The sequence below is a fragment of the Lacisediminimonas sp. genome (genome assembly GCF_030645335.1).
GTDB lineage: Bacteria > Pseudomonadota > Gammaproteobacteria > Burkholderiales > Burkholderiaceae_D > Lacisediminimonas.
Genome location: NZ_JAUSNH010000112.1, coordinates 1 through 10,841, shown reverse-complemented (window position 1 = coordinate 10,841; position 10,841 = coordinate 1). Strand labels below are relative to the sequence as shown.

The window sequence follows — 10,841 nt, the reverse complement described above, 5'->3', positions numbered from 1 at the left end:
GCTGGATCGCCTGGCGCTCGCAGCGTTATGCGCATTTCCGCGGCTGCGGCTGGTCGGCGTCCATTCGCCGCCGTTCCGCCCCCTGAGCGAACAGGAGCAAGAACAGGAACTGGCGCTGATCCGCCGCTCCGGCGCGCAGGTCGTGTTCGTTGGCCTGGGCTGCCCCAAGCAGGAGCAATGGATGGCACAGCGGCGCGGCCGGCTCAATGCCGTGATGATCGGCGTCGGCGCCGCATTCGACTATCATGCCGGCACAGTGCGCCGGGCGCCGGCCTGGGCCCAGCGCCACGGGCTGGAATGGCTGTTCCGGCTATGCTCGGACCCGCGCCGCCTGTTCAGGCGCTACCTGGTGACCAATACGCTCTTCATGCTGGGCATGGGCCGGCAACTGCTGGCCGGGCTGTTGTCCGGAAAAAAACAGCCGACGCTCACGGATTGATTTTTTCCAGCGACGATCCTGCCGCCCACTTGCGCTGGCGCTCGCGCCCCGCCTGCACATTGCTTTCCTGTTTCGACCGCGCATCCTGGCCAATTTTTGCGCGCCAGGCGCTCCAGCCGACCAGCCCGCTTCCCTGCAGCTCGGCAAAGCCGGCCGCGGGACCCACGTAGATGTTGTCGTTGAATTCGCCGAACCCGGCGGTCGTGCTGCCGCCGCGAACGCTCCATAGCCGGTAGGTTGGCTCGCGCTTGCCGGTAATGAACAGATTGCGTTCAATGCGGTTGCGCAGCACCCGCTCGTCGCCGGTTTCGTTGAACAGGATGTGCTCGAAGCGGGAGTCGGCGATCACGTTCTCGGAAATCAGGTTGTTGAAGCCATTGTGGATCTCGATCCCGCCCGGATTGTCCACCAGCAGGTTGCGCACCACGGCAACGTCATTGGCGCTGTCATCGAGATACACGCCATAGGCATAGCGGCCCGCCAGCTTGCGCACAGTATTGCCCTCGATGCGGGTCTCCAGCGGCTGGCGGTCGCGCGCGAAGGTATAGATGCCACCGCAATCGGACAACACCTGGCAGGCACGCTCGACGAGGTTGTTGCTGACAACGGCCTTGCGGTGCACGCGGATGCCTATGTAGGAGGCTTCCACGATCCGGTTATTGAGTATCTTGACGCCACTGGACTGCTCCAGCGCAATGGCGCCCTTGGAGCGCTTGGGCATGCCGGTCGTGCCGGTCGCCTCGATGCTGGAGTTGATCACCGCCACATCGCTAATGCCGTAGTAGCCGAGGATGCCGTTCTGGACCGAATTGACAATCCGCACGCCATCGACCAGCACACCGCGGCCACCGACAAAAATGCCATCCCGCGCGCTGTTGACGATCTCCACCCGGCTCACATGCAGGTTGCTCGAATCGGCGGCGCTGATTCCGGTCATGGCCGTGTGCACGCGTACGTTTTCGATGGTGATGTTGCGCGAGTGCGCGGCGTCAATGCCGCTGGCATCGGGCCCGGCCCATATTTTCCCTTCCGGCGATTGCCCGTCCGGCGGCCAGACGAACAGCCAGCCGTCGTGGTAAGCCCATTCGCCGGGTGAATCCAGCATCCACAGCTTGCCTTCCACATAGAACTCGGTTTCCGGCGTCGGGTCGATTGCATCGCCGACCTTCGGACCGAGGACGATGGCGCCGTTGTCGTATTCACGTATCGCACGGGTCTCGATCATCCATTCGGCCGGCCGGTAAACCAGGGTCGCGCCGGCCAGGTCCTCGTTGGACATGCGGGCCTGCAAGCGGTCAGGGCCACTGCTGCTGGCTTTTGCCCAGGGCTGGTTGGGATGGTGCGCCAGCGACAGCGGCTTGTGGTTCCAGGTCAGCTGCACCGGCTGGAACCGGACCGGCGCAATCCAGATATTGCCGCGCTGGCGGCTCCAGCCGCGCACTGCCTGCGCCGGGCTGATGCTGGCCTTGCCGCAATCGCCCTTGGTGCGCACGGTGACGTTGGATCGGCGCACGAGGTCCAGCGTGCCGTAATAATGACGGCCGCAATGCAGGGTGACGGTGCTGTTGCTGGCAACCGATTGCGGCAGCGGATGCAGTTGGGGAGCCAGCGCCGCGCGACTGTCGGCACGACTGCTGGCACCAGCAGCGGCAGGCTGATGGGCATGCACCGCGCGCGGCATGATAGCCAGCGCTGCCAGCGCCAGCAGCATGGCGAGATGATTGTTCATTGTTTTCCTCCCTCGGGACGCTTCCGGTCCGAACGACATGCCGACTGCTACGAGGATGCCGCAGCGAGGAATCGCGGACTTGGCGGGAATCAATGAACCGGGCAGGCGCGCCGATGCCGCACGCATGCGCCCTCGCCGATCCAGGCCATCAGGGAGGCACAGGCGATCAAGCGGACAATCAACTGAACGTATAAAACACCAGCCGCGCCAGCGCTGAATCGAAATACATTGCGTGCCAGGGAATCGCCACAGTCGCCGAACCCGGGCTCCTGCCCATCAGCACATACCGCAACTGGCGCGTCCTGACATCGATCAGGATCGACTTCACCCGCCCCAGGTGTTCGCCGCCGGCTGTCACTATCTGGCAGCCGTGCAACAACGCCGTCGCTGTCGAATCGCGTGCGACGATACAGGCGAAACGCTTGTCACCCGGGCCTGGCCGACCTGCGGCCTGGCCGCCCTCGAAGCTCTTTAACATGCTGTCTCGCCGCCTTCATCCAGAATCGTTTCGCCTGTTCAATATGATCAACAGGTCCAACAAGTTCAACAGGCTCAGACCGGATCCCGATTCAAGGGGTCGCGCCCGCCGGGTTCCCGTGAAGTCGTCGTCACGCTCGGTCCCGGCCTGGTCGTGGTGCTGGCTGGCCGCGCCGTGCTTGCCATCGCCAGCGGGCCGATTTCGTCGTTCCATGTGGTGCGGCGCGAGCCCAGCGATCCGAGCAAGCCGCCGATGATGGCCAATACCAGCGACAAGGCCACCGCACCAAACACCGTCCATGCGGCCAGCCCGGCACGGTCCAGCGCCTGGTTCGCCTGCGCCTGGCCGCGCGATGACGCCTGCCCCGGCGAGCCGCTGACGATCAGGCCCTGGTCCACAATGGTGGCTGCCCGGCCTGGTTCAATGCCCATTGCGCTGACCATGTATTGCACCGCCTGGTCGCGCTGTCCGGCGGCGATGGCTTGCTGCAGGATCCGCAGGTTGTCGGCCGTGACGTTGACACCGGACTGGCTGCGGATCAGATCAGCCATCCTGCCGGCCGCAGCGCCGGCATCGCCACTCGCTACGCGGCTGACAACCGCGCCCGGGTCGATGCTGCTGAACATGGTGCCCAGCATGTTGCCTGTGGCCGTCGTGGCCAGGGTCGCAAACAGCAAGGTGGTGACGGACCAGGACACCACGCCATGCAGCACGCCATCGGCCTTGCGCTTGAGGCCGCTCATGCGGGCCGCGACATAGCCGCCCGTCAAGGCCGCTATCAGCATGCTCACACCAGCCCACATCAATGCGCCGCGGCCGAGCGCCGCACCCTCCATCGTCGACACGTCAGTCGCCGACAAGCCGGTTGCCACGCCCAGCAAGCTCAGCGCGAGCTGGACGGAAATGCCGACCACCACCCCTGCCAGCACCGCGCCCCAGCGAATTGCCGCTATCAAGGGTCGGCGCGCCAGCGTCTGATCGCCGTAAGCAGGCTCTATTTGGACCGATGCCATGTTTTTCTCCTTGCCGAAGTTGAGACCTGGATACCAGACCAGTCGTGCTGCTTTACAGGCAACATCCATGCCCAGCGCACAGCGACCGGGCAGCCTGCCGATGGCGCCAATCAACGCAGCATCGACGTAAAGATTGCGGGCAGTCGCGGTAAAGATTGCCGAGCCCTTGTCCAATCATGGCGCTTGCGCGTCGTGGCACGCTAGAGCGTGCATCGACCTGGCAGCAAAGCCCGTGCAGTGCGAGAACCGATTGCCGCGCCTGTGATCCAACCGATGCCGATGGCATGGTGCTTGCACGCCGCACTTTTATTGGCGCCGCCGTTGGCATATCCGAACCGATATCACGACCTGACCTAGACCTGATTCAACTCGATGCCCAAGCTGTCCAAGGATAGAGCGATGCCAAAACACCCTAGCCCGCATGCGACCTCCGAGATCATGCGCACGCTGGACGAGGATCACGACAAAATCCTGGCGCTGTTCGACGAATTCGAGCGGATACGGCACCATGCCGACGATGAGACCTTGCAGACGCTGGTGGAAACCGCCTGCACCGAACTGATCATCCATGCCCAGGTGGAAGAAGAATTTTTCTATCCGGCACTGATGGAGGCGCTGGGGTCGACCGACCCGATCGAGGAAGCGCTGGTCGAGCACAACGTGGCGCGCCAGTTGATCGGCGAACTTGAATCGATGCAACCCGGCGACCACTGCTACAGCGCGCGCTTCCATGTACTGGGCCAGTACGTGCGGCACCATATCGACGAAGAACGGCGCCGGATCTTTCCGCAGCTGCCGGGCGCGGAGCTGGACGCAGGTGCATTGGCCGCCGACCTGCGCCACCGGCGCGATGCCTTGCGCGGCGAATTCGGCCTGCCCGACAGCGGATACGAGGAAGAATTCGGGCAGCGCAAGGGGCAGTTGAATTCCTTGCTGCGGCATTGACTGGTACTGCCACCGGCGCTGCGCCGGACGGCAGCGGCAAATGATCCGATCCGCGTCTGCCGTTCGTGCCCGGCGCGGCGCCATGCAGACCGCACATGGCGCAGCGCCAACTTGCCGCTAGTCAGCAGCGGCGGCGGTCCTCATCGGTTGCTCCTGTAGTACCGTCTCGGCTGCTTTCTTGCCTGCCAGGAAAGCATGGTCCGAGTTGTAGTATTCCCACTCGCTGTAACGCCCGGCCAGCAAGATGTCGTGTCCGGCCAGCCAGCTCTTGACCGTCTCGACATTGCGCGCGCGCTCATGGTCGTACACCACATAGGCATACGGCATGTCGACCTGGTTGGCAGTCAGCACACGGTCATCCGCGCGCATCAGCCCGACCTTGACCAAATCACTGACGACCCGGTCGATCAGGCGCTGGCCATCCAGCGGCAAGGGCTTCCACGGCGAATAGGAGATTTCAGCAGTCAGGCCGAAGCCGCCCGGCGGATTGCACTCCGGGCTGGCGTTGCCCTGCACGAAGATGCGATGGAATATGCTGTCTTCGGGATAGTAAATCCAGTGCTTGTCAGTCACGCTTTCGCGCGCAATGCCGATGTTTACACAGCGGATTGAAATGTGTTTCAAGCCCTCTGCGGCGGCACGTACCTCGTCCGGCGCTTCCTTGCCGATGCGCTTGACCAGCTCCGGCAGCGGCATGGTCGACACCAGCGTGTCGTAGCAAAAGCGGCGGCCGTCCGCCAGCGCCAGAATGTGCTGCGATGGCGAAATCTGCACCAGGTCGGCATTCAACTCGAGCTTGCCGCGGATGTGCGGCAGGAAACCTTCCATCATCGCCTGGAAGCCACCGCGCAGCGGATAGCCAAAGCGGGCGTTGGGTCCCATTGGCCGCGCCACCGGACGCAATGCACCTTCAATGATTTCGCCCAGGTCAGGCAGCGGCACCCGCCCGCCGAGCCAGGATGTTTCCATCTCCGTCAGCGGCACGGTCCAAAGTTTGCGGTTATAGGGAATCGCAAAATGCTTGCCGATGCCGCGTCCCCATACCTTGTAGATGAATTCCTCGAAATTGGCCGGAGCCACTTGGGCGCCAGGGTCACAGGCAGCGGCGTTGGCCGCCAGCTCGACCGTGCCGTCCGCACAACAGTCGGTGAGGTCCTTCCCCGGCGCTGCGCGATTGATGGCGTCGCGGGCAGATTCGGCCAGGCCCAGGTCGCCGAAGCGCGCTTCGATCGCACCCATGATGCATTCCCTGATCACCTCCGGCGGCAGACCATACAGCGCGCCCTGGAACGGATAGCGGGTATGCACGCCCTTGCTGTAGATCCAGGCTTCGCGGTCCTGCCAGTGCAGGTTCTCGCCCAACAGCGTGCGGTACAACTGCTGCACATACGGATCGTTGGAAAACATGATGTGACCGGCATGGTCGAAAGTGAAGCCCTTGTCGCGAATCGAGCGGCACCAGCCGCCGACGCTGCTGTTCTTGTCCAGCAGCAGCGTGTCCGGCCCCAGGTGGTAGGCAGCTGACAGCCCGGTCGGCCCGGCGCCGACGATCACGCAACGGACATGCGGCGCGGCATCGGTGCGATGGCGCGAATTGATCACCACCACGCTGTCGGCCGACTGCGTGTGGCCGTCGCCTTGCAGGTTGAGAACCGGCTTGTCGATACTGTGGGCGTGCTCCATCAGCACATGCATCTGGTCGGCAGTGCGGTCCCAGGAAGTCTTGGCCAGCACGGCGCGCATGCCCTTGACCTTGCGCGAACGTTCGGCCGGCGACTCCAGCAATGCGCTCTCGCAGGCTGCAATGAATTCCTCGGGCGTGGCGGCGATCTGCACGATGTGGCTGTAATGATCGACCACATCCTTTACTGGCGTGCTGACGATCGGCAGCTCGGCCGCCATATATTCCAGCGTCTTGGTCGGGCTGATGAAGCGGGTCGATTCATTCAGTGCAAACGGCAGCAGGCAAACGTCCCAGCCGGCCAGGAACTGCGGCAGATCGCTGTACGGCTGCTGCCCCAGGTAGTGAATATTGGGCCGCTGCGGCAGCGACGCCAGGGGGATCTTCGCGACCGGCCCGACCAGCACGATCTGCCATTGCGGATGGGCGTCGGCAAGGCGCGCTATCAGCCCGAGGTCCAGGCGCTCGTCAATCACGCCGTAGTAGCCGAGCCGGGGACCGGCAATGCCACGGTGCAGCGCATGGGAATTGGTGCGGTCCAGCGCCTGTTCGAAGTGCTGCACGTCGACACTGCTCGGAAAGCAATGCACATTCGGATGCCGGTCCTTCTTCGCTTCGTACAGGCTCGGGCCGCCGGTAAACACCAGGTCGGCGCTGCGCAGCAAGGCGTTCTCGCGCTGGATCAATTGCTTGGGCGCGTCCTTGAATGCAGAAAGCTGGTCCATGCAATCGTAGACGACCAGGCGCGGATGCATCTCCTGCAGTAACGGCAGCGCCATTGGCGTATACAGCCAGGCAATATGGTCGTCGTAGTCAGACACCAGGTGCCGCATCAGCTTGCGCAATTCCGGCAGATGGTCATCATGGAAACCCGGCATCTGGTTCATGGTGTGCGGGCGGCATACGGTCACGCCGGCTTGCGGATTGGAGATTTCCCAACTGTTGTCGCTGGAATTGGCAACCGGCTCCTCGACAAAAACGATCGGATAGCGCTTTGCCAGCCGCGATAGCAGGTGCTGTGGACGCTGATAGACGAAATCCCAGCGCAAATGGGACAACACGATGATTGCTGGCATGCGATCTCCTTGCCGAAGTGAGGCATTGTGTCAATTTCATGGGCCGGGACAGGACCTGTTGCAGCACGTGCTGCACAACACATGACGCATTGCGCACGATGCAACGGAACCTCTTTACGCAAAACACATGCCGTGCTCTGCGTACCCCTGGAGTTGTTTTTTCAGCGCGGGAATCAGCGGGAACTGCCTGGATCGACAGGGCCTTGAATGCGACAGGGATTCATTCTCACCTGCGCGAGTCGCCAGCTCATTGAAATGGCGCAAAGCCGGCCGCGATGAGCCAGAGGCGTAACGAATCGATGGATTGCGGCAACGAAGCACAGCAAAATAAAAGCGCGCAAAGCCGAATCCGGCCTTGCGCGCCTGGGATGGAATGCGCCGGTTCAGCGCGTCGTGGATGAACCGCCTGCCGCACCCGAACCGCTGGCAGGCTCGCTGCTGCTGCCCGATGGTGAACCCGATGCGCCCGAAGAACCTGAAGGCATTGCGCTGGAACTGCCGGGCGCAGTATCGCTGGCGCCAGCCGGCGACGAGCTGGAAGAACCAGACGAGCCGGACGAACCCGAAGTACCGGAAGGCGCAGTCGATGGCATCGTGCTGCTGCCCGAAGGCGTCGCTGAACCCGATGATGTGCCTGAGGAACTGCTGCCCGGCGCAGCATCGCTGGATCCGGATGACGGCGTGCTCGGCGCTGTGCTCGGCGCCGCGCTTGGCGTCTCCGGCGTGGTTGCGCTCGGTGTCGACGGGCTCGGCAATGTGCTGCTGGAAGTGGCGCCCGATGTGCTGCCTGGCGTGCCGGAGGCGCCGCTGGTCTCAGACTGTTTCTTGCAGCCCGCCAGCAGTGCCACCAGGATGCTGGCCGCTACCAGGGTTTTGGAGGTGCGTGTAAGTGGTTTCATTATTGAATCCTTTCCAAGTGGATGGTTGACCAGGGTTTGTCGGGCATGTTCTTGCTCTCTACGGCAAAGCATTGGAACTGCGACCGCAACGCAGATTCCATGCCATGACTTCAACCCGGCGCTGCGCTTGCCCTTTGTCCATGACGGGATGACGGGGGCGCAGCGCACGCGCAAAAGACAACAACGTAAATATTTCAATGTCCCGCACCGACTTACCAAGGCTTGATGTCCAGAGGAATTTGCCGGCCGGGAACGCAGGTCTGAATTGCATTCCTGTTCATACTGCGACTATGGCAACTTGCTAAAGTTCGAACATTTTTTTGGATGACGCCTGCGAGCGGCGGCGGGAAAGCGTCCGCTGGACGTAGCAGTCCACTGGCAAACCAGCGGCAATCGGCTGCCATTTCGATCAACAGGGAAAAAGGTCGATGGTGTGTGTTCGCTGGCAGTCAGCCGGCCGCAACAGCCGCAACCGGGCCGGTGCGGGAAAGACTGTCAAAGGCAATGCGGAGCAATGCCGGATCCTGTTCGCGCAGCAAGACAGGATCGGAAAGCAGTTGGCGAAAGCGGCGTGCGCCGGGCAGTCCGTTCACCAGGCCCAGCATATGGCGGGTGATGCCGCTGAGCCTTAACCCGTGCTCGCCATGGCGGGCAAGCTGGTCGCCGATGTAGGCCTGCATCGCCTCCAGCACTTGCAGCCGGGTCGGAAGTTCGCCCGGCGCGCCGTAATAGCGGCTGTCGAAGGCCGACATCAGCCAAGGGTTGTGATACGCCTCGCGGCCGATCATCACGCCGTCCACCTGCTGCAGATGCAGGTCGATCTGCTCCAGCGTCTTGACGCCGCCATTGAGGATGATTTCCAGGTCCGGGAAATCTTTCTTGAGCCGGTAGACGAACTCATAGCGCAGGGGCGGTATCTCGCGGTTCTCTTTCGGGCTCAGTCCCTTCAGGATGGCATTGCGCGCATGCACGATGAAGGTGGTGCAGCCGGCATCGGCAATGGTGCCGACAAAGTCGCGCACGAAATCGTAGCCCTCTTGCTGGTCGATGCCGATGCGGTGCTTGACCGTGACATCGATAGCGACCGCATCGCGCATCGCCTTGACACAGTCAGCCACCAACTTCGGCTCCGCCATCAGGCAGGCGCCGAATGCGCCCTTTTGCACACGCTCCGACGGGCAACCGCAATTCAGGTTGATCTCGTCGTAGCCCCACTGCTCTCCCAGCCTTGCGCAATGCGCCAGCTCAGTCGGCTCGCTGCCACCGAGCTGGAGCGCGACCGGATGCTCTTCCACGTTGTAGTGCAGATGACGCGCCGCGTCGCCATGCAACAGTGCCCCGGTCGTCACCATTTCCGTATACAACAGCGCGTGACGCGTGAGCAGACGATGGAAATAGCGGCAATGACGATCCGTCCAGTCCAGCATCGGCGCGACGGACAGCTTCCAGCGGTCTGGGGGAACGGGTGGAACGGTTTTCAAACTCGGCATCGGATCGATTATCCCGGCCGTGCCACAAGCAGTGGCATCAGGGTGTCACGCACCAAGGTGCGGCGTTGTGGGCAAACCCCATCCATAAAGCCCAGACCGAGCTGGCGGCAAGTGCCAGACCCGCCAAACGTACCCCCCAATCTCCAGAACCTTGTCCGCCCAGGCGCAGCCATAACCAGGCTCCCGCCGTCATGGAGACGCTGGTACCCAAAGCAAACAAGGCCATGACCATCGCGCCCTCAACTGCACTACCAGTCAAAGCAGCCACCAGCAGGGCGGAGTAAAGCAGACCACAGGGCAAGAAAGTCCAAAGGACTCCGACGACCAGCGGTGCTCCCCGGCCTCGCCCCAGGGCAAGCGAGCGCGCGCGCGACCATATTTTTCTGCCCGCCTGCTCCAACCAGACCGGTTGCTGTGCCTTCCACAGCAACAGCAGACCCAGCACAAAAGTCGCCACATGAAACAGTGTCCACACCGGGCGCAGGGCCGCCGACTGGACCGTCAACCAGCCCAAACCCTGCATCGAAGCAGCGGCCAATGCGCCCAGCGCGGAATAGCCCAGCACCCGCCCTGATTGGAAGCCCAAAATCGCTGTATTTTTTCGCGAACCGGCCGCGTGCCCAATGCCTGCACAAGCGGCACCACACATGGCGACGCAATGTGGCCCGCCAGCCAAACCCATCAGTAACGCTGTGACCGCCAGAGAAGTCTGCACGCGCCGAAGAGTCAGATGATCTTGGAAAACTTTGCGCGGGTGCGATCCGTCTGCAAATAGCGATCAAACACCATGGCTACGGCACGTACAAAAAACCAGCCCATGTCGGTCACTTGGATGCCCGCATCGTCCAACGTGACCAATCCTTGTTCAGCCAGTTTATTCAGAGCTTCCATTTCAGCGGCAAAGTATTTGCGAAATTCCACCAGATGGGCAAGCTCGATGGACTCAAACAGGACCTCGCCTTGGCACATCAGGGCCATGATGACGGCACGGCGCAGCAAGTCGTCACGCGACAAAGCCAAGCCGCGCACCACGGGGAAGCGGCCCTGATCCAGAAAATCGTAATACTCTTCCAGCGTCTTGGCGTTCTGGC

Annotated in this window: 9 protein-coding genes and 1 pseudogene; 3 read left to right on the top strand and 7 right to left on the bottom strand. The window is 62.5% G+C overall.

What is annotated here, in order from left to right:
* A partial coding sequence (locus tag Q7T64_RS07880; RefSeq protein ID WP_304793917.1) for a WecB/TagA/CpsF family glycosyltransferase occupies positions 1–439 on the top strand: 439 nt, incomplete at its 5' end.
* On the opposite strand, the gene Q7T64_RS07875 is transcribed toward Q7T64_RS07880, so the two are convergent.
* From Q7T64_RS07875 to Q7T64_RS07865, 3 genes are all read right to left on the bottom strand, one after another.
* Positions 429–2,168 carry a right-handed parallel beta-helix repeat-containing protein gene (locus tag Q7T64_RS07875; RefSeq protein WP_304793914.1) on the bottom strand — a complete coding sequence of 580 codons (1,740 nt, stop codon included), beginning with the start codon at positions 2,166–2,168 and terminating at the stop codon, positions 429–431. The genes Q7T64_RS07880 and Q7T64_RS07875 overlap by 11 nt on opposite strands.
* A gap of 178 nt (positions 2,169–2,346) precedes the next feature.
* Entirely contained in the window at positions 2,347–2,646 is a 300-nt protein-coding gene (locus tag Q7T64_RS07870) for a PRC-barrel domain-containing protein (protein WP_304793911.1), read from the bottom strand.
* A 74-nt stretch (positions 2,647–2,720) separates the two neighbouring features.
* Positions 2,721–3,659, bottom strand: a complete 939-nt coding sequence (locus Q7T64_RS07865) for a hypothetical protein (RefSeq protein WP_304793907.1) — start codon at positions 3,657–3,659, stop codon at positions 2,721–2,723.
* A 399-nt stretch (positions 3,660–4,058) separates the two neighbouring features.
* Between Q7T64_RS07865 and Q7T64_RS07860 the strand changes: the two genes are divergently transcribed.
* Entirely contained in the window at positions 4,059–4,604 is a 546-nt protein-coding gene (locus Q7T64_RS07860; RefSeq protein ID WP_304793904.1) for a hemerythrin domain-containing protein, read from the top strand.
* A 117-nt stretch (positions 4,605–4,721) separates the two neighbouring features.
* Here Q7T64_RS07860 and Q7T64_RS07855 read toward each other — a convergent pair whose 3' ends face one another.
* A complete protein-coding gene (locus Q7T64_RS07855) occupies positions 4,722–7,361 on the bottom strand; it encodes an NAD(P)-binding protein (RefSeq protein ID WP_304793901.1) in 2,640 nt (879 codons plus the stop codon).
* Positions 7,362–7,754: 393 nt separating this feature from the next.
* On the opposite strand from Q7T64_RS07855, the gene Q7T64_RS07850 reads away from it, so the two are divergent.
* On the top strand, positions 7,755–8,486 hold the full coding sequence (locus tag Q7T64_RS07850; protein ID WP_304793898.1) for a hypothetical protein: 732 nt from the start codon (positions 7,755–7,757) through the stop codon (positions 8,484–8,486).
* Between the two features lie 223 nt (positions 8,487–8,709).
* Here Q7T64_RS07850 and dusA read toward each other — a convergent pair whose 3' ends face one another.
* From dusA to Q7T64_RS07835, 3 genes and pseudogenes are all read right to left on the bottom strand, one after another.
* Positions 8,710–9,750 carry a tRNA dihydrouridine(20/20a) synthase DusA gene (gene dusA, locus Q7T64_RS07845; RefSeq protein ID WP_304793895.1) on the bottom strand — a complete coding sequence of 347 codons (1,041 nt, stop codon included), beginning with the start codon at positions 9,748–9,750 and terminating at the stop codon, positions 8,710–8,712.
* Positions 9,751–9,787: 37 nt separating this feature from the next.
* A complete protein-coding gene (locus Q7T64_RS07840; RefSeq protein WP_370653276.1) occupies positions 9,788–10,432 on the bottom strand; it encodes a sulfite exporter TauE/SafE family protein in 645 nt (214 codons plus the stop codon).
* Positions 10,433–10,476: 44 nt separating this feature from the next.
* Positions 10,477–10,841 (bottom strand): annotated as a pseudogene (locus Q7T64_RS07835) (coproporphyrinogen III oxidase); the annotation flags it as partial.